Genomic DNA, 21092 nt, shown 5'->3' on the forward strand with positions numbered 1-21092 from the left:
CAGAAAGGAAAAAGCTTTCGCAACCCTCCGGGGTGTAGGCCCCTCCGGGACGGGGTCCAGAGATGTTTTGTTCAATCCCGCCTCTCACGGGATTGAACAAAGATGTTTCTCTCTGCGTTCTTCGCGCCTTTGCGGTGAAAAAAAACTCTCTTTTCAAACAACTAAAGTGTTACTGCAGTCATTACTTTCTGCTTAGGCATTCCCATAGCTGTGCAATCCCGATAAAATAAAATTGACCCCGAAATAGGTAAAGAGAACACAGGCAAATCCGATGATCGAAAGCCAGGCTACCCGGGACCCGTGCCAACCTTTCATCATCCGGGCATGCAGCAGAGCGGCATAGAGCAGCCAGGTAATCAAGGACCAGGTTTCCTTGGGGTCCCAACTCCAATAGGTTCCCCAGGCCGAATGGGCCCAGACCGCACCCGTTGCAATGCCTACCGTCAGTAACAGGAAGCCGATAATAATCGTCTGGTAAATCAATTCATCCAGGACCGCTATTTCAGGGAAATAGGACAAAAGCAACCGGTTATCCATTTTCTTTCCTGCCGTAGGTTTCTTGATCAGATACATGATGCTTAAACTGCAGGAGACGGCAAAGGCCGCGTATCCCAAAAAACAGGTGATGACATGGGCGATCAGCCAGTTACTCTGTAAGGCCGGCAACAGGGGCTGGATCTGGGTACTTATGTTGGGAGAGAATGAGGCATAAGCCATGGAAAGAAAGGCAAAAGGGGTTGCAAAGACCCCGATGGTTCTGGATTTTGTTTTCCATTCGATCCAGATATAAATCAGGGCAATGGTCCAGGCGAAAAAAATCAAAGACTCATAAAGATTGGATAAAGGGGCATGGCCGATCCCCATTTGATAGGATTCGATCCAGCGCAGGATAATGGCCCCGGTTTGGATCAAAAAAACAGCCCGGAGGACCCAGGTGGCTACCTGACCGATCCCGGCTTTTTTCAGTACCAGGGAAATCAAATAAAAAAGGGCTGAAAAAAAATAGCCAAAGGTTACCAGACTAAGCAAAAAAGAACTGTTCATCTCAACCACTCCGAACCTTTCCGGTTAATTGTTCCATCCTATGGATAAAGGCACCACGGTTCTTGTTGGCCGTTCCGCCTATCATGATTTCTGTTCTGGATCGCCCTTTGGGATCCTTTTTTTCCTGGATCCAGATCCAGACCTGTTGATGGGAAAAATAGAAAGCGACGATAAAGCCGATGAGCATCAAAGAGGACCCGATCCAGATAAACCAGACTCCCGGATCTTGATTGACCTGAAAACCGGATACATATTGGGTTTTCAGTTCCTTAATCTTTAAATGGAACTCACCCAGTCGGTTGCCGTGAAAAGTAGGATGATTGGCCAGGATCCAACCATGCTCGACTTCTTCCTCACCCTTCGACAGGATGACCCCCAATGCCGGCCCAAAATTGGAAAGGTCATTTGCATAGCGGACCGCCGTCAGAGAAAATGGGGTGTCGGGCACCGGGGTCTTTTGATCCATCTTGATCCACAACTCCGATTCTGCATCCCCTTTTTTTAAAGACAGCTTTATGGTTGAGGGAAACTGATCCCAGGAGGATTGATAAAAAGTGATGTCTTTATAAGAAAAGGGGTCGTTAACCCGAACCACGGCCTTATTCTTTTCCTGACCTTTCTCCCAGAAACTCAGGTCCGAGCGGTATTCTTTAGGCATCCCGTTAGGATAAAAGGCCATGGTGAATTTATCCAGCTTAACTGAAAAATCCAGTTTTTTCAGGGACCGCGGACCTTTGATCAAAATCCGATCCTGGCTTTCTCCCTCTTTGAGTTCTAAAAATCCTTTAAAGCCGTAAAGGGACCCGATGATGGCCCCTAAAAAGATAATTAAAATACTCAGATGGACCAAATAAACCCCATAGCGGCTGAATCGACCCTTTTCCAAATAAAAGGCCGTTCCCTGGGATGGGGAAAGAGGGGCCGGATTTCCGAAACGCTTACCGAGTGAAGACCGGATCCAGTTTTGGGAATCAAAAGGATGTTCTTTAAAAGTAAACTTTTTTTTGAAAGGCAGAGATTCAAACAGGTGATCGGAAACGGCCCGGGGAGAGGCCGTAGTCACTTTCCAGGTGGTAGAAAAACGTTTTATGGAACAAATGATCAGGTTGAGGGTCAGCAAAAGTAAAAGCCATTGGAACCACCAGGAATGGTACATATCATTGAGCTGAAAAAATTGTATCAGCCTGGCGGACGAGGGACTATAGCCCTGCTTCATAAATTCCATGGGATCGCCCTGAGGCAGAACAGTCCCAAGAATAGAGGTGACGGCCAAGGTGAATAAAAGGACCAGGGCCAGTTTAACGGAGGCAAAAAATTCGAATATTGCCGACAAGATTCCTTTGGATGGTTTTTCCGGGGACATTCTTTCAGTTCCAATCAAAACAAATCTGATTTTGAAGTCAAAGATAATACCTTGATTAAAAAAGTCAACAAAACAATCCGGCTTGCCCGGAATCAACCAGGATTTTTATTCTATGATTGACGATTCGGATGATTTATGTTAATAATAACTATCCAAAGATATTTGAAATTTCGGTCTAAAAGGAATCAGACTATGCTGGATTTAAAATTGATTCGGGAACGATTGGCTTGGGTCCAGGACAGGCTGTCCCTGCGGGGTCAGGATCTGCCCTGGGGAACCTTTGAAACCCTGGATAAGGAACGACGGGAGATCCTTCAGGAAGCCGAAGCCCTCAAGCATCAACGGAATGTGGTTTCCGACCGTATCGGCCGCCTCAAACAGGAAAAGCAGGAGGCCCAAGAGGCCATTGAGGAGATGCGCCTGGTTTCAAAGAGGATCAAGGAACTGGATGATGACTTAAGCGGGATTGAAGAAAAATTTTCAGCCATCCTGTTCACCCTGCCCAATATCCCTCATGAGTCGGTCCCGGTCGGCTATAGCAGTGATGAGAACCCGGTTGTCCGGACCTGGGGGAACAAACCGAATTTTTCTTTTTCCCCCCGCCCTCACTGGGAGATTGGGGAAGAATTAGGCATCCTCGATTTTGAAAGGGCCACCCGGATGACCGGGGCCCGCTTTGTGGTCTATAAAGGATTGGGGGCCCGCCTGGAAAGGGCCTTGATCAATTTTATGTTGGACCTCCATACCCGTGTCCACAACTATACCGAAATCCTGCCCCCTTTTATTGTCAACAGTCAAAGCCTGACCGGGACCGGCCAATTGCCCAAATTCAGGGATGAATTGTTTAAATTGGAAGGATGGGATTATTATCTGATTCCGACCGCCGAGGTGCCGGTAACCAACCTCTTTCAACAGGAAACCCTGCCGGCCCAGGAACTGCCTAAAACCTTTGTTGCCTATACCCCCTGTTTTCGCTCCGAAGCCGGCTCCTATGGAAAGGATACCCGGGGTCTCATCCGCCAGCATCAATTCAATAAAGTGGAGCTGGTGAAATTCTCCCTACCCGAAGATTCCTATACCGAATTGGAAGGTTTGCTCCAAAATGCCGAGGAGGTCCTGAAACAACTGAACCTGCCCTACCAGGTGGTCAGTCTTTGCACCGGCGATCTCGGATTCTCCTCCGCCAAGACTTATGATATTGAGGTCTGGCTCCCCGGACAAAATCTTTACCGGGAGATTTCTTCCTGCAGCAATTTTGAGGATTTTCAGGCCCGAAGGGCCAACATCCGTTTCCGCCGGGAAGGAAAGTCCAAGACCGAACTGGTCCACACCTTAAACGGCTCCGGGTTGGCCGTGGGAAGAACCCTGGTGGCCGTTCTGGAAAACTACCAGCAGGCCGACGGCAGCATCTTGATCCCGCCGGCCCTGCAACCCTATATGAACGGGATCAGCCGGATAACCAAAGCATAGTTAAAGGTACAAGGTATAAGGTGCAAGGTGCAAGGGAAAAAACCATTGTACATCGAAACTTGGACCGTTTTTCAGACCTTGGATTGGACTTTTGGGCTATTCCTCAAAAAAGGTAGCGCAGGAAGTATCCGATTCCCAGACCGAGACCCGGCTCACCCGGGCCCGTTCATCGTTCAAGCGGTTACTGAGTTGATGAAAAAGATAGCGGGCAATATGTTCCGAAGAAGGGTTTTCTTCCTGAAAAGGAGGGAGTTCATTTAAATAATGGTGGTCCAGACCATTTAATAATTCGTTCGTGGCCCCTTTTATTTCCCCAAAATCCCTGACCAGACCGGCGGAATCCAGATTATCGGCCTTGACAAAGACCTCCACCTTCCAGTTGTGGCCGTGGAGTTGTTCGCATTTTCCCTGAAAATTCCTTAATCGATGGGCCGCGGCAAACTGGGTAATGATTTTTAATTCGAACATTTCTTAATTCCCTTTTTATTTCCTCAATCTGAGGTCTTTAACATTTTAAGACGATTCTGGTATTTCTGGATTAATGCTTTTAAGTCCACCTGCAAGCCGGCCAGATCCTGGTGTTTTTTCCCTGCGATACGCTCTAATTCCCCCAGCCCGTATTGGACTACCTCGATTTCTTTTTTCAGGAGTTCGGCTTGAATCCGTTGATTGATCTGTTTGATGAGTCCCTGATCCATGGTCGGTTGCAACCCCCTTTTTAATGAAACTTGGCAAACACGAAATTCGGATAGTTAACTATGAAAGAATCCAATGGCAAAGTCAAGGGCTGGATTGTCTCTCGATAATTCGAAAATAAAGTTTCAAGATGCAAGATGCAAGTTTAATCCCCCCGATCCCCGATCCCTGATCCCATTTTCATGCTTTGTGGCGCTCCAGAGGAGCCTGGGGTTTAATACTTTATTACAGGGTTGACAGAACCCAAAAGGCATGTTATTTTTCGTCATTATGAAAACCATTACGCTTAAGAAAAATTTAAAAAATGTCTATGCCAATTTAGGGTTGTTTTTGCTGGGGGTTCTCCTGGTCCTTCTTTCCTTAGTTTGTCCCTCCTCCTGGGCTGAAGAGACAAAACGCCTGGCCATTCTCCCGCTAAGCATCCATGCCCCCGAGCGGATGGATTACTTGCGGGAAGGGATAGAGGATATGCTGTCCTCTCGCTTAACCTGGGAAGAAAAAGTCCTGGTCCTGAATCGTTCCCAAGTCCAGAAAGGCCTGGAAAAAATTTCAGGGCCGATCGACGAAACCCTGGCCGTTCAAACAGGGAAAAAATTAGGGGCCCAGGCGGTTCTTTGGGGAAGCATCAATATCATCGGGTCCAATATCAGCCTGGATTTGAGCGTATTGGATATTGCTCAAAAGCAGCCTGTAAAAAAATTCTTTGGCCAGGCCAAGGGAATGGATGAAGTCATCCTTCGGGTCAACGAGATATCCGCCCAGATCAATGAAAAGGTCTTCGGTCGTCCCAGGCCGACCGGTGCTTCCCCTGCTCCGGTGGATATTCCCCAACCCAAAGGTCCGGAACCTCCTCAGGCCACGACCGCCCCTGGAAAAACCCCGCTTTCGCTCAAGGGATTTATTATTAATCCCCTGTCTCCCCAGATCATCATGAATGCCGGTGGTTTTGGGTTGACCGGTGTCTGGAGAAGCGCGGTTCTGCCTTTTGCCCTGGTTGATTTGGCCTTTGGGGATTTAGAAGGCGATGGCAAGATCGAAACGGTCTTGATCAGTAAAAACAGTATTTATATCTGCCGTTTCATCCAGGACCAGTTTCAGATTATCAAGGAAATCCCAGGGGATCGCTGGGATAACTATGTCGCCGTGGATGTCGGCGATATCCATCAAACCGGCCGTCCCCAAATTTTTGTCACCAATTATCGAAGTGACGGCTTAAAGTCAAAAATCCTTTCCTGGGACCGGGATGAATACAGGACGATCGCCCAGAATATCCCCTATCACCTTAGAATTCATCGCTTGCCGGGGAGGGGAATCGTTCTCTTAGGTCAGCAAAAGATGATCGACAATGCCTTCGGCCCGGGGATATCTATTTTGTCCTGGAAAGATGGGCAGTATATTCCGGTGGAAAAGCTGAAACTCCCTGACGAATTTACGGTATTCAACTTTACCTTTTTAGATTCAAAAAAGAGTTCTCCGGAGTATCTTTTTTTAAGTTCTGATAATCGACTCCTGGTCCTGAATGATAAAGGCAAGGCGGAATATTCCAGCGGTGATTCTTTCGGGGGTTCGTTAAATTTAGTCATCGGAAAGGAAGTAGATACCTACTCCGGAACGATTATGGACGATGTCAAAAGTAGAATCTATATTCCGGCCCGCTTACTGGTGACTTCGGTTTTCAGTCCGGGGACCAAGGAAATCATCATTAATAAGAACAAGGGTTCTTATGCCAATATCCTTTCCCGGTATCGTTCTTATTCCAGTGGTGAAATATTATCTCTTTCCTGGGACGGTGCCTCACTGAAAGAAAACTGGCGGACCCAAACCATATCCGACTATATAGCCAATTACGGCGTGGCTGATTTTAAAAATAACGGTCAGCAGCAATTGGTCGTAGGGGTGGTCCAATCCTCCGGGCTTCCCTTGATCTCCAACGCCCGGAGTGTCTTATATTGTTATGATCTGGGAGTAGTCAAACCAGGCCAAAAATAAGTTCTATGTGGCGGTGTAGCTCAGATGGTCAGAGCATGCGGCTCATATCCGCAGTGTCCGGGGTTCAATTCCCTGCACCGCCACCAATTAACAATCCAATACAATCCAAATAAGTACAAAAACCCGCTTAAATAGCGGGTTTTTTGTTGCCTGATCGCTTTATAGTGTCCGATAAAACCCATTTTAGTAGGGTATTCCTTGAGGACATTCATCAGCTCATAGACATAACCGTGGCCTGCCTGTCCGGATTGGTCTTGTTTTTTTCCCGCCCTGCCGATCCAGATTTTAACATGGTGAGAATCGGCCTCCTCAATCTGATCAATCAGCCAGTCCTTGACTTCCAGGATCAGGAGACCGTGCTGGTTTCCGGATAGAACGAAGTCAGGCTTTCTGCCCTGCTCTCCAATGGCCGGCTCATACCAGCCGATAAAATCCGAATCCGGTCTGGCCGCCTCCTGGAGAAATCGAAAGATGGCCTTTTCGCCAGGGGTACCTTTCTCTAAGGCGCCGATATCTTCAGGATGCATCTGGGCCATAATATTAACGAATATATTAAAAAATATGGTAGGGGTTAAATATTATGAACCCACTCATTAGAACCCTCTTTTTGAATATAAAAAGGGACCTCTAAGGCACTTTTTAGCCACCATATTTTATCCTTTTATCTGAAAACTCAATTCATTCGCGTGGTCCGACCCAATGCCATTAACTTAAGACAATAATATATTAATTACGATATGTTAACCCATGTTACCTCTTAAGCATTTTGAAATGGGTTTTGAGTGAGATCCGGGTCAATTCCGCTATTTATAAGGGGAATCCCAAGCGGCCCACAACGCTTACGAAATCCAGGGTTCAGCAGAAAAATGGTAACAAAACTGGTTTCAGCTTTTACTGGAATTACTCCAAGAGGTCGAATTCATTTTAAAAAACTCTTAAGTTAACGGCATTGGGTCCGACCTAATGCCGTTAACTTGATAGGTCCCGGTATTTCGAAAAAAGCTTTTTGCTGCTTCAGTCGCTATATCATTTCGGTATTTATCAAGGTCTATATTCCCCCTTGGCTTTTTTTCTCTTCGTTTTGCTTCTTTTTTAATAATCCTTTCCAGGTTATTGGAGAGTGGTCCATTTGATAGGATTTTGACAAAAGCGTTAAACTCGTCTGTATCTTCTGATCCTTTTATTGAATCCACAAATATATTTCGATTTTCATTCTCAATCAATACCGTCCCCGGAAATGGATTATCTTAGGCAATTTGGAACGATATCTATCAAAGATATCCGCACATTTGTGAAGGTAGGTTTTAAGAACAGATTCCATTAAAGTTTGGAGAGCGATTGGAATTATCTAATCTATAGCTTTTGTCAAAGCTACCTATTTTTATAGATCAATGAGGAATCATTCGATAATGGCTTTTAATAGAGCATCTCGGGCATCCGAGTAAAATTGAATATCAATTTTAGTGGCCATGTCGTCCGACAGGTCGAATAGCTGCCGGCGGCAGGACACAGGCATAAGTAATGCTGTTGCTCCTTTTTCAACGGCTATTTCGGCGAGAGTCACGGCATTATGAATAGGCTCAATAGATCCGCCAAGATTAATTTCCCCAGTTACAATCAAGCCTCCCTTGGCACTTTTTTTAAGTAAGGAAGTTGCCATCGCTATTAATACAGAGACCCCTATCTTGCTTCCCGATTTGGAAGCGTCAAAGGCCCTCAACTGAATTGAAAAATCGTGATGCCTGGGATCCTTATCCCCCACCAGTTGTGAAGAATGGGAATAAAGATTTTGCTCCGCAAAACCTACACTTTCTCGAAAGACGGGAGGAATAGGCTTGTTCAAAATCTTTACCCCAGACCCGGGGCCCTCGCTGACTTCAATGCGGTATAGGCCAGGATAATCATCCGTTCCTCCGGGACTAATCGTCCAGACCTGGCCTGGTTCCAGTGGGTCCCCGCCAATATTGTTATCGCTTTGAATTTCCGGGGTGGATACAAACCTTTCGATACCATCCGCTCCCAGGACATAACTGAAGTGGGTATTACGAAATTCGGCCGCCCCTCGCCCAACCGCACGATGATGTTCCACTTAAAATGGTCAAGTAGGTGTTTACGGAGGTTGGTGTATGTGACGAGGAACAACCAGTTCTGTGGCATTATCAGTCCGGTTGATCCTCCTTTGGCACATAACTCTAGTCCTCGGAGTGTGAAGGCGGTAGCGAGGTCCGCCTTTCCAAATTTGAAGTTTTTTTCCAGATACTCCTTTAGCGCATCATCTTGCTTGCCTTGGCCAAGATAAGGCACATTCGTAATAACCAGTGTGTGTTTTCCAGCGAGGAGGTTGGCGGCTTTGACCATACTGGAAGCGGCCACAGCACGTTCGTGGGTCTCGTCGTCAGGTTTTTCGGCTGAGAGAACTTCCAACAAGTACGGCTGGATCGTTTCGTAGTCAGTAGTAAAAAGATCCCTTGTAAGTTTGGTGGGATCAATCAAGGAACCAAGTATAGCCGCTTGGGAGAAAAGCTGGTGCAGGTTAAGCAGCCCGTTTTTAATTTCTGAACGCTTCTTGGGATCAGAGGGCATGCCTGATTGTTCAGCCAGTTCGATCCATTCTTCGGCCGAGCATTGAGGTCCGATACCGGAGCAGGCTATTTGAAGATCGGGGAGTTTTCGATATCCAAGGGAGCTGCCCTTACCGCTGGCTGTAAGTTTAGGGAATGTCCAGGCAGCGAAGGCCAGGGCGAAGGCGGCTATCTGACAACAGCGTTCGTCGATTTCTAATCCCTGTATGTTGTCACGAAGCACCGCATCAACGGCATCGAAAGCAGATAAATTTTCTTCGGCCATCCGAATCGGGACGAGGTGGCGGAGGGTCGCGACCAAAAAGTGACCGGAACCACAGCAGGGGTCGAGGACCTTAATATCTTTTGTTGCCTTGGGCCAGCCGTCGAACGTACCGGCGGCGGGGCGCCAAGGTCCACCATTCCCTTCCTCTCCGCGCACAAACCGAAGATAATCCCAGTTCACGTTGGGTAGAGCGAGTTTCCGGCGCAGTTCGTCCTCGCTCTGAGCTTCTACTGCCCAAGTCGGATTCTCAATCAGTTTCTTGCCTGCCCACCAGGCGCCCAACGTGTTATGAAGTAGGAATTCCACCATGTAGGGCTCGGTGAAAAGCTGGGTTACGGCAGGGAGTTCGTCGGCGCCGATTTTGACCTCGGAGCGGTTAATTTCATCTTTCTTCTTGCTCTGCCAGAACTGGTAAACCCAACCCAGGGCATCGGAGGCGGTAAAGACTGCCTGCGGCAGTGAAGCAAGCAGCCGTTCAAGTTTGATATGGTGTTCCGTGGCCAAAGAGACCTGAAGCAAAGGGTCATCGGGCCGGAAAATTTGCGGCAACATGCTTTGGGCGCAGCGAGAAGCAAACTCCCAGACATCCATCTTATCTTCTTTGGCCAACTCCTCGGCCTCGGACAGGCTTATTGGGACACCCATTTCCGGCTCAATCAATAGATCGTTCTCGGCCAGGAACCGGGCAAAAAGCATTCGATGCCAATGCTCGTAAGCACATTCGGCAACCAGGTGATCGATAGTAAGTCGGCCGGAGGGGTCCTGCCGATCTCCCATTTGCCGGGCCCGGGCGCGGAGCTTGTTCCGCAAAGCCCGCTGGACAGGATTCATGTGCGGATAGGGCTCATGGTGGTTGACCGCTAAGGCTTCTAAGGCCGCACGAGCGCCGGCTTCGGCCGCATCTCGGGCGTCAATAATAGTGCGTTCAAGTTTTTTGCGCAGGTCGGCGGGTAACGTGCTCATTATCGAATTACTTTCACCTTTATCGGCTCATTGCGGCTCATAATCGGCTCATTCGGGTCAGCTAACGGAACACTTGCGGAACACACGAGACTGTACCGCAAAATGTCGGCATTTAATATATCTCATTGTTATTGGATAATTTTTGTATACTGAAGCGCCTGTCTTGCGGTACATTTTCTCTATATCTAATCGGCTCATTTCAGCTTAATCGGGTCATGCCGGTGACCCGATTATGACCCGATTAGCTTATAGACCGTGCTTCGGCCGGCTCGATGCATAACCAGAATTCCCTCTTTGACCATTTGGGATAGGTCCCGCTTGGCCGTTTCTTCTGAAACATCCAATTGTTTGGCATACTCCCGGCGTGATATCTGGCCCTGTTTCCTGATGTACTCGAGGGCCTTCTGATGTCTCTCGTTTAACGTGATATATTCTTTGCTCTTACCACTTGTCAAACCGGGCATAAAAATTGCCCGAAAATTATGGCCTTGGGCTTTGAAACTCGGTTCGGGTAAGCGCTGGGCATGACAGTCGTCCAGAATACGCTGGATGCCCGTGCCGAATTGTTCAATATACTTGATTAGAAAAAAAGCATTGGCGATGAGCTTGTTCCGCGGTTTCGACTCATGGGGGCGGCGGAGATCTTCGACGGTCATCCCCTCCGGCAACTCACCCGGGTTCCAGATCTCCAACCGGTCGTCAAAAATTCGTATCTGAACATTGGCCGTACCGGCATAGTCCCGATGACAGACGGCATTGATGACGGCTTCCCGCAGGCCTTCCAGGGGATATTCCCACTTTTCCTCGCGCCGGAGGCCTTTGATCTCCGCCCCCATGCGTATATTTCTCTTGATAAAGGCCATGACTTCCTCGACCTGTTCGATAATATTACCCTGGATGACCTTCATGTCGAGAAAATGAACTTCGTTGGTTCCCTTGAAACGGGCACAGCGAACCATCGCCTGAGTCAGTAAGCGTTGTGGATTGCGACCAAAAAGCAGGTTGGCCGCTACCGTCAGCTTCCCATCCTGGATCAATCCAAGCTGACGCAAGACCTGATCCACCGAGGTTTTCTCTGAAACCTCCCAACGGCGCTCGGTTCGGGCAGCGAGGAGAAAGCGGCGAACCATTGCCGGGTCAATGTCCTCCTCGACAGTGGCATCGGATAGTGTCGATTGGTCCCAGGTGATTCCTCGACTGGTCGTGTACAGAAGGAGGGCTTCTTCCGGAGATAATCGCTGGTTCGTTCGACCAGATCGCAAGTAAGGACGATCAAAGGCATAAACAGGCTTCGGCCGGCTCTCCGGAACGGACACCACCAGGATGACCCGGCCAGCTCGATGGATGATAGAGATGGAAGATGTCAGGCGCGGATTAGTGTTCTGGGCAATTTTATTGGCCAGGTCTTCAAGGCTGCCCTTGCCGACCTGAACGCCGCATATTTCGCCAAACGGCTCAACTCCAATATAGATCTGACCCCCATGGAGTGAAGCCATGGCTGCCGAGGTAATAACGATCTCCTTCCACTCCCCAAGCGAGCGTTTCCACTCCACGGTTTCGCTCTCTACACCTAACGAAGGATTGGATCCTTTTTTGGGCATCTTTGGTTATCCTTATTGTTTCAGGAGATCACCACAGGTCCTCCCCTTAGCCTGTCCAGGAGGTCTTTTTCGGTTTCAGTCAACCAGGCCTTTACTTCTTGCCTATTCTTGAGTGTTCCACTGGTCAGATGGATATTTTGGATCTTAGGCTCCAATAGCCGGGCTGCGGCCAAAGCAGCGCGGGCGAATTGCTGCGGTAAGGCGTCTGTCTTGATTTTCCAGGCAGACAGAGGAGTGGTTTCCAAGGAATGGATCAGATCGCCTTCGTTGCCCACCGACAAAGGTGCAGGGTGCTCAATTCTTTCACTGGCAAGTATGGATTTTTGTTGGTCGGCTTTAAGCTTTTTCCAGTTGTCATTTGCAGTTAGCGCACTCATCTGCTCGGTAAAAGACTTATCATATTCAGCGAAGGCGGTTGTAAGGGTGGCCCTTAGCAGATCCCCGGAGGCCTTGCGGATGTCCGGTACGGGGTCGCTGGCGTCGAGCAGGCGACGTTCAGCCTTGACGGCCTCTGCTTGTCGAAGAAATTCGTCGGCACCGGGGATGGCTTTTAAATGTTTTAAAAGTGCGCAGAGGATTTCCCAAGCCGGCCTTCGCTTGGTCGCGACTTCGGCCAATTTGCCCCATTCTTTGGCCTGCTGTGCGAGTGTATCGTGCTGTTTGAGAATTTCGGCCAATTGCTCAGTCCCGCCAAAGCCCTTCAGGGTGTCAAGATGAGCCGTGGCCAGCCGGGGAGGCATCGGAGGATCTCCACCGGCGTGGTCGGCCAATTCCACCAAGTGGGTCAGGAAGACAGGGGCCTTGGCAATTTCCTCATCAGATTTACAATCAATGCCAGCATCGTGGAACAGTTTGCGGAGTTTCAGCTTTTCGCGGACATTGATCGTGATCGTCTCGGTTCGGAAGTCGGTAACAGAGACTTTGGCCTGATCAAGCTGGCCCCGCGAAAGAGTCATCCCCTTGTGGGTAGCGCGAAGGTGTCCGGCAGCATGCAGGGTGATCAGCGCGGCATCCACGGCATCGCGCGGCCATCCATAGGGGCTCACCTCAAAGGCGTCGCGGATTTCCTTACCCCGTTTCCCTGAGCCAACCTGGGAAAGGACGGCCGCACAAACAGGGTGCTTTTCCGGCGTATCGGTCCAGTCCACGGCAGACAAGGCTGCTTCGTCCCCATTTTTGGCGCGATTGATTACATTAGTCCAGCGGTTGTCATCGGCGTCGTTAAAATTGGGAAACAATCGATCGAGGGACGCCTGCGCGGCCGCTTCAACCTTGGCTACAAGGGTTAGTTCGTACCGCTCGCCACCGCCACCTTGTAAGACCTTGGCCCGGTCGATCAACTCTTGAATGATTTGGTTCCGTGTGGATTCCGCGGCAGCCATGCGCGTGGCCATGGCGTTGCGGGCCTCTTTCCCTTCATCTGTAGAAGGCGTCCCTTTAAAGTTTATGGTGGTTTTAGCAGCTTCGTATTCGACTATAGCCTTCTGAAGATCATCGGCACTAACTTTTGGAATGTAGACATAGATGATTGGGCTGTCAGTTCCGGCAGTTCGGGCGTCGTGGATGACTGTATTCTCCTTTTCTCCCCAACCATCCCGGACCCATACCGGTACCTGGGTCCCACCAACCGGTAGCCCATCTGTGCCAAAATGAATCAAGAGACTACGGGGCTCCTTGCATTTGCCCTGGACAAGCTTAATCCCCTTAAGGGTTTCTTGGCAGGCTGCACTGATCAGTGAGCCTCGTTTGTTTGACAGAGAAGTCATATCACTGTTCAGCCGCGCCTGGCGATTACGGAATTCGCGGTCCCACTCGCTGCTTTCCCTGGTCTGGAGGCTGTATTCTTCGTCCAACTTTATGAGCTTGCCGGTTTCCACCAGCCTATCAAGGATTGGGGGGATCTCTTTGCGAAGTTTAGCACCGTCGTTGGCCAGGTCAAAGACAAGGAGATCAGCCAGCATATCGGGAGTGGCGCGAACTCCCGTGTCGGCCACGGCCTCGCGCGGAAGCTTGCGAATCAGGAAGATCAGGCCGCAAACCTGCTGGGCGAGCCAGCCATTCTCGGTGCCATCATCCAGATTACGGATAGTCTCATCGATCTCCCTGAGCAGCATACCGCTACGGACCAGATCGGGATGAAGCTGGGTAAAAATAAAGTCTCCCCGGACGACGGTTCCGAGCGAGAAATCGGCCGTCTGCCGGACAGCCTCATGGACGATCTTGAGTTGCGTACGAAGCTGGCTGGCGGTACCCGGGACATCCACTGCCCGTAGCACGTACTCCCAGAACCGACGGCGCACCGGCAATATTGGATAATCATCTACGATGGTGTCACGGTCTTCACTGCGGGTGGCAATTCGGGTGCCGGCCAGCTGCCTGTCGATTTCCCCAGCATAAGCTTTGAGTCTATCTTCGATGGCCTTCCTTTTGTCAGCCTTTTTCGCCAGCACGACCCGGCGGGTAACGGTCTCCACATCGGAATCGGAGAGTTCCACCGGGATGGTAAATCTGCCGATGAGACGCTGAAGGTGCGGGAGGTTCCCAGCCAGGGCTGTCTGACCCGCTCCGATCAAAAGCACCCGGCTGTCAAGCTGTTTGCAGAGGGCCTCTGACACTTCCTGCACGTCGGTTGAGCGGCCCGGATCAAGACCGATATAGAGTTGGATCTCATCCAACACAATGACAGAACCGGGCAATTGACCATCGTTTGTCAACACTTCGCGGACCAGGCGAATGAATTCGTTGGTAGAAATATCTTCCACCATGGGGAACTGGATGCGTATTGCCATACGCGCCTGTTTGAGATCAACGGCAAAATCGGGGTCCGCCTCCAGGATGGCTTTGGCGAGAACGGGACTGACATACAAATCATGGAGCTCGCCGAAGAACGGCTTGCCGGCCGCCTCAACCATGGATTTCACCTTATTAAATATTCCATTCTTTTTCAGCCATAGGCAGAATTGCGCCTGGGGCAGTGCCTCTGGCAAACCCTTCGATGCTAAAACAATGCTCAGCACGGCCAGGCGGACGCTTTCACCCCCGCCGGAAGGTAACGTCCCCGCCGCGGCGTGAAGGCCGCCAAAACGCTTGCCAAGAGTGTCGAGCTCCCTTAAATGATCTTGTACCTCTTGCGGGAGGCGAGCCAGTCCGCGAGCCGTTGCGCCGTCTGAAAAACGGGTATCCACCCAAAGATGGCGGAACATCTTTAGTAGATGTGATTTGCCGCTACCGTAAAAGCCGCTCACCCAGGCCGCCGGCTGGGTCGTGGCCCCGACATTGCCGAGGTACGACTCCAAAATACGGACCAAGCCGTCTTCGTACTGGCCTTCGCAAACAAAATGCTCCAGCTCGTACCGGAGTGTTTCGATTTCCTTGTCGGTTGCGGCCTCGCGCACAGCGGCTACGCCGTCATTTAACAACCGGGCTATAGCGGGATCCCGTTGAAAGAGTTCTCGATTTTTCATCAGTCGTTTACCCCGTTATGGAGTGTAATTGGCACGGCGAGGTAGTTCCAACCGTCCCGGGCGTCCAAGAGTCTATAGTTGTTATCTTCATACTCTCCAGGAAAAAAAACTAATAACCGGCCCCGGATTTCATTGACTACTTCCTTCAAAACAAGCGAAACCCGAGTGAAACCGAACAGGCAAGCGACACCCTGGACAGCGACGACAGTGTCCTGATCTACCACCCTACCCGTGAGCGCCTCCCGAAGACGGCTGGCGGTAAATTTTAAAAATTCACTACGTAATTTCATCTCAAGGGTTTCCGGTTCTTCGAAGTAGACATCCCGGTAGTTCGTGTCGGCCATCCAACTCGCGAAGTTATCGGTCAAGTCCAGAAGCTGCCAGCGGTGTCCAGCAGCGGTCGTCGCCATGGCGAATAAATCCAATCGAGCCCTTAATTTTCGTTCGTCTGTTTTCGGATAGACAACGAAGATAGCCTTCTGATCGCCTGACAGGTTACGCTGCCACGGCGCCTCGATATGGCTGCGGTATCTGGTAACAAGGCTCTCAATTCTTCCCATTCAACCATCACCTTTCAGTTGGTGCCAAAAGCCGGGAAAAAGACAATTCAATCACGCCACCCGATTGGCTCATGTCCAGGAAACCCAACCGCTTAGCGTCCATGGCTAAATGAATCAGCTCAACAGGGGGAGCGTCGAGCGCCCTTGCCCAAAGCGTTTCAAAAAGCGCCCCCCCTCGGGTACCGGCAAGGTAACCCAGCAGAAGGGCAAAGGTTGTAGTTGCTGCTGTTGGTTTGACAGGCTGGCGAACCTTTCGGACGCGTCCTTTGAGATGCCCCGATTGGGTCCAGGATGAAGCCGCGTTCCTCACGACCTTATCAAGGATAGTCTCGTTGAGTCTGGAGCCGACTGATTTGGCCAATGCATCGATCATCTGCTGTCTTCTAAATTCTTCTCCGGTCTGCATCCGCATGATGGGAGATGACGTTATTCGGAGTAGAGGATCTCGTGCCAGGGCAAGCAACAGGGCTAATAAGGATTGCCCTTCCCTTTCGAAATACCAGAAGCGTCGCATAACCCAAAATAGTGGCACATTAGGATCAAGGGCATACAGTTCCGATAACCGCTGACCAGAAAGCTTCCTCGTAGCTACTGTACGCTTGCTCAGACAGTTGTCTTTTTCGATAGCTGAGAGATACCCGTCATGTATTTCGTCGGGTCGGCAATAGGCCAATAATGCTCGAAGTTCTTTGAGCATTATTGTTCGACTGGTATGCGTACCTCTCGGACCCCATCGGAAACCGGCCTCCCGCAGCCCGGTTTCATCTTTTTTGGTGATAGGGTGCAATATATCTGTTGCCGGTATCATTGCGTTGTATTAGTTTTGTGTTTTCAATTACTTATGGTTTACAAGATTCATAAATTTTTTAACCCACCACTGATGGTTAGAGGGTTGCCGGTTTGAAGAACACTGACTTTGGGATGAATAAAATAAAAGCATATCCATCACTTGAAGTCAATTTAAAAGCAGATTAATTTATGTAGGAAATCCACGTCAGCCAGAGTCTATCTGGTCTATTTTGTTCGTTGGGTTTATCGGGTTGTTGGGTTTGTTGAGCCACCGCTCCAGCCGTTTCCCTGTCCCGATTTTCATGAACCGCCCGATGGATTCCTTCCTCAAATCCAGGAAGCTTGTCCCAGGAATCGAGCTGGAGATTGCGTTCTGAAAATCCCTTGATCATTCTTCAGGTCTACCGCCAGGCGCGGTTGTTCTTCCTGATGGCCGAGCTCTTTAACTTCGGTGAAAAGCGCTCGGGGGTTATGCAGGGAAAAATTATGAAAAAATTGCTGCTGCTGGACGCCGATGTAATCATTGACCTCCATATCCTCGGACTAATTGAGAGAGTTCTAAAAAGCCATGAAGTCCATCATTAGCGGTTAATCAATAGTAATCGACCTGCAATGAGAAACTGACCAAGGCGGTTAATAGGAAACCGAATTGATGTCTGTTTGTAAAAAATCATTTCCCTTAAACAGGAGAGGTTCCCCGGAGTACTTTGCCAGAGCATAAGCACAGCAATCCCCGATATTAAGACCGGCAGGGTGATTACCCTTCCCAAAAACGCGCCAGGCCACGCGGGCTATTTCGGACTGATCCGCATTCATGGCCACGATTTCCATCTGAGACCGATGGAGCAGCAGATCGAGTTCCCGACCGCCGGCTTCCCCTTTCTTGGCCTCGATCACGATGGCCGTTTCCAGCCAGTTAAAAACACTGATCAAACGACGCGGATCAGCCGCTATAGCCCGGGCAAACCTCTCCGCCTCTTCCTCCCCCAAAAGGAGTGCGATCAGTGCCGACGAGTCGATGACCATTATTCCGGGACCCCTTTCTGATCATAATTCAGAATCTGTTCCGCACTCCTGGGATCTTTATCCGGAATACGGCTGCAGCGTTCGGCGATTTTCATTATTTCTTCGGCAAGATCCATGGGCTCTTTTTTTCCCTGCATTCTTACCAGGCGCTCTTCCAAAGCGGTGATAATCGCCTGGGTAATGGTCTCCCCACTTTTTACAGCCAATTCCCTGGCTAATTTTTCTGCTTTTGGGTTATGAATGCTTAAGGCCATACTAAATCTCCCCAAAATATACTTTATTTATTTTTTTATATAATATATATTTATAATGGTATTTGTCAAGCTAATAAAAGGAAAGGAGGGCCTTCCGGAAATCCCAGGGGGAAACCCTTCCGAAAAAGAAAACAGGGTTGAAGGCCGGTTAATATTTTTCTTCTTATTTGGCTTTTTACACTGTTTTCTGTTAGAATGGACACAAATTGGTCACAAAATTCCAAGCGGGGATCAAATGACCACAACGGATAAATTGATAGAGAAGGCCAGGTGGTCCCCTAATAATCTTAATTTTGAGGAAATCTGTCTATTGGCTGAAAGGGTGGGGTTTATCTTCAGGAGACAGGCCGGGAGCCATAGAATTTATAAGCACCCGGTCCACAAAGCCATAATGAATTTCCAACCGGATAAGCGGGACCCTTCAAAGGCAAAAGGATATCAGATAAAACAACTACTTGATTTCATCAAGGCCATGGAGAAATGAATATGTTCAGATACTCGATTTATTTGTTCTGGAGCGAGGAAGATCAAGGGTATATTGCCACGATTGACGAATTTCCCGGCCTGTCCGCCTTCGGAGAGACCCCCGAGGAAGCAGCCAGGGAGGCCCGGATCGCCGCTGAAGGGTTTATCTCGGTAATGGAAGAAGATGGGGAACCTATCCCTGAGCCTAAGACCATTCGGAAAGTAGCCTGACAGGGAGAGAAGATCCCAGACCTGAGTTTAAAACTTGAGGGGAATAAAATAAGTTGACAACGAGGCCAGATGCTAAAGAAGTCAAGGTGGATTTCACCTTAAAGGGAACAACCCCTTCCAATTCGAATATAAGGGCAGTCGCCAAAGGCGCTGCCCCTGGTTTTTTCAAGAGGCCTTGGGCATTCATCTCAAGGCCTCTTTTTTTGCGCTATGGACAAAAAATCTCTCTATCTGACATCCAGCCAGATTGAAAAAAAATTCTTGGAAGCCGGGCTCGGTCTTAAAGAAACCCTGGCCTTGATAGAAATGACCTGGGAGGATACCCCCCAGGGATCGATCCTGGTACCTTCCAGCCGTTTATTCAACAACCTGGATCGATTGACCCACTCTACGGTCGGAGGAAGCCGGATTAAACGGTTTAGACCCGACGGCCCCCGTCAGCCCTTTCAAGTCTTCGAGGTCTTTACCCGGGAAAAAGAGGTTTTGGCCTATCTAAATATGCTTTATTTACGCAAACCCCTGCCCTGTTACTATCTGGTCTACGTAGAGGTCGCCCCTTCCTTTCGCGGAAAAGGGTTGGGAAACAAAATCTTAGAGGCCTTCCGGGATCTGGTGGAAGAAAAAGGGGCCATCGGCCTTTTGGACAATATCATTCCGCCGGAAGACCCCACCTTTGACATTTACGCCAAGTTGGGCTGGCTCCCGCTGGAGGACCTGATCGGGTTCAGCCCTGGCCTGGACCATGGCCATTATATGGTCTACCTCCCTTTGAGTTTAAAAAAGAACACTATTAAACCCAAACTGCCAAAGCTGATCTTTAATCTCAGGAAAAAAAGACCGGTTATTGAGATGCAGGACAATGAGTTGATGGTCCAGCGGACCATCCAGGAGTTCAATGAGATCTATCAGGCCCTGGAAAGACTTTTTAAAAGAGAATTGGAAACCGGACGGACCACCCCCCTGATGCATTTCATGTTCACCAAATTTACTACCCGATTATTGGGTTTTCAAAGACGTATCCGGGAATTATTAGGCTACACCGGGGGCGAGTCTCTGGAACAAATCAGCCTCTCCCCCCAGGTCTGTTCCCTTCCCATCCAACCCTACAGCTTTGATCCGGAAGGTGCTGATTTTCAACTTTGGGGAGACCATTCCTTATGGCTTTCCTTACCCAATCAGGTAAAACTCAATCCCACAAAGGCCATCGAAGCCCTTCCTCTCTATCAAAGACCTTTTCTTAATCAGTGGATTAAGGAAAAAGGGCGGAGCCAACCGCTTCGTCTGACGATTGCCGATCTCCTGGAACTGGGTTTCGACCCCACCCGGTTGCGGGAACTAATCCTCGGGGAACAGGTCTTCATGTTTGAAAGGATATCGCCTCTCCTGCTTAAGGATACCGGGAAAAGGAAGACCTTGCTGGAAAAAACTGAAAGAAAAACACAAGGGACCAGGATTCAGCAGGCCCAAATTAAAATTAACCCTCCCCTTCTCTGGATCCAGGACCGGGGAAACGGCTATATCTTACGCAAGAAATTGGCCGGGATTCACTGGGAGGAGGCCCTCTATCAACTCAAGCAAAATCCCGGTCTTCGGTTTCTTAATCAAAATCTCTTCCTGGATCAGAAGCTTTCTAAAACCGTCAGAGAAATTAAAGAATGGCTCACGGCCCATATTCGGCTTCCCGAACGGGAGGCCCTGCAAAACCTGGCCTATTTTATCCCATGGAATCTGGAGAAAAACAGTCCGGTACTATCCATTGACCCCTCCAATGTCCCTTATTTTGAATCCATCTGGGTGGTCTGATGCAACCCCCTGATCCTTCTTTTTTCCGCTTTTTTCTTGACAAGGAGGAGGCCCCACGAATACTCTTTTCCGGAAAGAAGATAACAGGAGATTCGTGATTGAAAAGTCGGTTAAAAACCAACCTCTGGTTAATCGGAGTTTTTTTGTTCTGGTCCCATCTGGCCCTTTCGGCTCCACCCGCCCCTTCGATCCATTTACCGGCAACGGATTTTGACTTTGGGGAAGAGAAAGAAGGGGCGGTGCTTTCCCACGATTTTCTTGTGGCCAACAAGGGATCGGGCGTCCTGGAGATCAGGGATGTCCGGCCTGGCTGAGGCTGCTCCGTGGCCCATTTCGATCGGGCCATCCCCCCTGGCGGGGAGGGAAAAATAACTTTAACCCTAAATTTCAGATCTCCTGACATAGGGCATCAAAAACCTTATAAAATTGATGTTCTTTGAAAATCTACCAGGAAAAATTAATGTAACATTATTTCTTTATTTTTTATGTTTTTTGGGGTAATATACTCCCATGAAAACACAGCAGAC

At 49.3% G+C, this 21092-nt stretch carries 18 protein-coding genes, 1 tRNA gene and 1 pseudogene; 8 read left to right on the plus strand and 12 right to left on the minus strand.

Annotated elements, in window-relative coordinates:
• Positions 1-192: 192 nt before the first annotated feature.
• Together ccsB and HY879_22730 are read right to left on the minus strand one after the other, a co-directional pair.
• Positions 193-1044 (minus strand): c-type cytochrome biogenesis protein CcsB, encoded by an 852-nt coding sequence (gene ccsB / locus HY879_22725; GenBank protein MBI5606159.1) that lies wholly within the window; start codon positions 1042-1044, stop codon positions 193-195.
• Position 1045: 1 nt separating this feature from the next.
• The gene (locus HY879_22730; protein ID MBI5606160.1) at positions 1046-2407 is read right to left on the minus strand and encodes a cytochrome c biogenesis protein ResB; all 1362 of its coding nucleotides are present in this window, start codon (positions 2405-2407) and stop codon (positions 1046-1048) included.
• 192 nt (positions 2408-2599) lie between these two features.
• On the opposite strand from HY879_22730, the gene serS reads away from it, so the two are divergent.
• Positions 2600-3877, plus strand: a complete 1278-nt coding sequence (serS, locus tag HY879_22735) for a serine--tRNA ligase (GenBank protein MBI5606161.1) — start codon at positions 2600-2602, stop codon at positions 3875-3877.
• Between the two features lie 96 nt (positions 3878-3973).
• On the opposite strand, the gene queD is transcribed toward serS, so the two are convergent.
• Together queD and HY879_22745 are read right to left on the minus strand one after the other, a co-directional pair.
• On the minus strand, positions 3974-4345 hold the full coding sequence (queD, locus tag HY879_22740; GenBank protein ID MBI5606162.1) for a 6-carboxytetrahydropterin synthase QueD: 372 nt from the start codon (positions 4343-4345) through the stop codon (positions 3974-3976).
• Between the two features lie 23 nt (positions 4346-4368).
• The gene (locus HY879_22745) at positions 4369-4575 is read right to left on the minus strand and encodes a hypothetical protein (GenBank protein MBI5606163.1); all 207 of its coding nucleotides are present in this window, start codon (positions 4573-4575) and stop codon (positions 4369-4371) included.
• Positions 4576-4825: 250 nt separating this feature from the next.
• Between HY879_22745 and HY879_22750 the strand changes: the two genes are divergently transcribed.
• Together HY879_22750 and HY879_22755 are read left to right on the plus strand one after the other, a co-directional pair.
• The gene (locus HY879_22750) at positions 4826-6562 is read left to right on the plus strand and encodes a hypothetical protein (GenBank protein ID MBI5606164.1); all 1737 of its coding nucleotides are present in this window, start codon (positions 4826-4828) and stop codon (positions 6560-6562) included.
• A gap of 9 nt (positions 6563-6571) precedes the next feature.
• Positions 6572-6648: transfer RNA gene (locus HY879_22755), tRNA-Met, on the plus strand.
• 849 nt (positions 6649-7497) lie between these two features.
• Here HY879_22755 and HY879_22760 read toward each other — a convergent pair.
• The 6 genes and pseudogenes from HY879_22760 to HY879_22785 all read right to left on the minus strand — a co-directional run bounded on the left by HY879_22760 (position 7498) and on the right by HY879_22785 (position 16694).
• Positions 7498-7785: a hypothetical protein gene (locus tag HY879_22760; GenBank protein MBI5606165.1), complete on the minus strand. Its 288-nt coding sequence runs from the start codon at positions 7783-7785 to the stop codon at positions 7498-7500.
• 176 nt (positions 7786-7961) lie between these two features.
• Positions 7962-8624, minus strand: a pseudogene (locus HY879_22765) (peptidase).
• 1978 nt (positions 8625-10602) lie between these two features.
• Positions 10603-11973 carry a putative DNA binding domain-containing protein gene (locus HY879_22770; GenBank protein MBI5606166.1) on the minus strand — a complete coding sequence of 457 codons (1371 nt, stop codon included), beginning with the start codon at positions 11971-11973 and terminating at the stop codon, positions 10603-10605.
• A 20-nt stretch (positions 11974-11993) separates the two neighbouring features.
• Positions 11994-15437, minus strand: a complete 3444-nt coding sequence (gene brxC / locus HY879_22775; GenBank protein ID MBI5606167.1) for a BREX system P-loop protein BrxC — start codon at positions 15435-15437, stop codon at positions 11994-11996.
• Positions 15437-15997: a DUF1788 domain-containing protein gene (locus HY879_22780; protein MBI5606168.1), complete on the minus strand. Its 561-nt coding sequence runs from the start codon at positions 15995-15997 to the stop codon at positions 15437-15439. Before HY879_22780 ends, brxC begins: the two co-directional genes overlap by 1 nt.
• Positions 15998-16004: 7 nt before the next feature.
• Positions 16005-16694, minus strand: coding sequence for a hypothetical protein (locus tag HY879_22785; protein ID MBI5606169.1), 690 nt, complete (start codon positions 16692-16694; stop codon positions 16005-16007).
• A gap of 458 nt (positions 16695-17152) precedes the next feature.
• On the opposite strand from HY879_22785, the gene HY879_22790 reads away from it, so the two are divergent.
• Positions 17153-17371, plus strand: coding sequence for a hypothetical protein (locus HY879_22790; protein ID MBI5606170.1), 219 nt, complete (start codon positions 17153-17155; stop codon positions 17369-17371).
• Positions 17372-17419: 48 nt separating this feature from the next.
• Here the strand turns inward: HY879_22790 and HY879_22795 are convergent, their stop codons facing one another.
• On the minus strand, positions 17420-17812 hold the full coding sequence (locus HY879_22795; protein ID MBI5606171.1) for a type II toxin-antitoxin system VapC family toxin: 393 nt from the start codon (positions 17810-17812) through the stop codon (positions 17420-17422).
• Positions 17812-18066 (minus strand): type II toxin-antitoxin system VapB family antitoxin, encoded by a 255-nt coding sequence (locus HY879_22800; GenBank protein ID MBI5606172.1) that lies wholly within the window; start codon positions 18064-18066, stop codon positions 17812-17814. Before HY879_22800 ends, HY879_22795 begins: the two co-directional genes overlap by 1 nt.
• A 235-nt stretch (positions 18067-18301) precedes the next feature.
• On the opposite strand from HY879_22800, the gene HY879_22805 reads away from it, so the two are divergent.
• The 4 genes from HY879_22805 (at position 18302) to HY879_22820 (ending at position 20879) form a co-directional block, all read left to right on the plus strand.
• The gene (locus tag HY879_22805; protein ID MBI5606173.1) at positions 18302-18550 is read left to right on the plus strand and encodes a type II toxin-antitoxin system HicA family toxin; all 249 of its coding nucleotides are present in this window, start codon (positions 18302-18304) and stop codon (positions 18548-18550) included.
• 2 nt (positions 18551-18552) lie between these two features.
• On the plus strand, positions 18553-18762 hold the full coding sequence (locus HY879_22810) for a type II toxin-antitoxin system HicB family antitoxin (GenBank protein MBI5606174.1): 210 nt from the start codon (positions 18553-18555) through the stop codon (positions 18760-18762).
• Positions 18763-18972: 210 nt separating this feature from the next.
• Positions 18973-20565, plus strand: a complete 1593-nt coding sequence (locus HY879_22815; protein MBI5606175.1) for a GNAT family N-acetyltransferase — start codon at positions 18973-18975, stop codon at positions 20563-20565.
• Positions 20566-20663: 98 nt separating this feature from the next.
• A complete protein-coding gene (locus HY879_22820) occupies positions 20664-20879 on the plus strand; it encodes a hypothetical protein (GenBank protein ID MBI5606176.1) in 216 nt (71 codons plus the stop codon).
• Positions 20880-21092 lie beyond the last annotated feature (213 nt).

The sequence above is a fragment of the Deltaproteobacteria bacterium genome (genome assembly GCA_016219225.1).
GTDB lineage: Bacteria > Desulfobacterota > RBG-13-43-22 > RBG-13-43-22 > RBG-13-43-22 > RBG-13-43-22.

Bases quoted from the DNA above. Each gene is read 5' to 3' on its own strand.
- ccsB (MBI5606159.1), bottom strand. From the start codon at position 1,044: ATGAACAGTTCTTTTTTGCTTAGTCTGGTAACCTTTGGCTATTTTTTT.
- HY879_22730 (MBI5606160.1), bottom strand. From the start codon at position 2,407: ATGTCCCCGGAAAAACCATCCAAAGGAATCTTGTCGGCAATATTCGAA.
- HY879_22770 (MBI5606166.1), bottom strand. From the start codon at position 11,973: ATGCCCAAAAAAGGATCCAATCCTTCGTTAGGTGTAGAGAGCGAAACC.
- HY879_22815 (MBI5606175.1), top strand. From the start codon at position 18,973: ATGGACAAAAAATCTCTCTATCTGACATCCAGCCAGATTGAAAAAAAA.
- HY879_22810 (MBI5606174.1), top strand. From the start codon at position 18,553: ATGTTCAGATACTCGATTTATTTGTTCTGGAGCGAGGAAGATCAAGGG.
- HY879_22805 (MBI5606173.1), top strand. From the start codon at position 18,302: ATGACCACAACGGATAAATTGATAGAGAAGGCCAGGTGGTCCCCTAAT.
- HY879_22785 (MBI5606169.1), bottom strand. From the start codon at position 16,694: ATGCTCAAAGAACTTCGAGCATTATTGGCCTATTGCCGACCCGACGAA.
- serS (MBI5606161.1), top strand. From the start codon at position 2,600: ATGCTGGATTTAAAATTGATTCGGGAACGATTGGCTTGGGTCCAGGAC.
- HY879_22745 (MBI5606163.1), bottom strand. From the start codon at position 4,575: ATGGATCAGGGACTCATCAAACAGATCAATCAACGGATTCAAGCCGAA.
- HY879_22780 (MBI5606168.1), bottom strand. From the start codon at position 15,997: ATGGGAAGAATTGAGAGCCTTGTTACCAGATACCGCAGCCATATCGAG.
- brxC (MBI5606167.1), bottom strand. From the start codon at position 15,437: ATGAAAAATCGAGAACTCTTTCAACGGGATCCCGCTATAGCCCGGTTG.
- HY879_22750 (MBI5606164.1), top strand. From the start codon at position 4,826: ATGTTATTTTTCGTCATTATGAAAACCATTACGCTTAAGAAAAATTTA.
- HY879_22795 (MBI5606171.1), bottom strand. From the start codon at position 17,812: ATGGTCATCGACTCGTCGGCACTGATCGCACTCCTTTTGGGGGAGGAA.
- queD (MBI5606162.1), bottom strand. From the start codon at position 4,345: ATGTTCGAATTAAAAATCATTACCCAGTTTGCCGCGGCCCATCGATTA.
- HY879_22800 (MBI5606172.1), bottom strand. From the start codon at position 18,066: ATGGCCTTAAGCATTCATAACCCAAAAGCAGAAAAATTAGCCAGGGAA.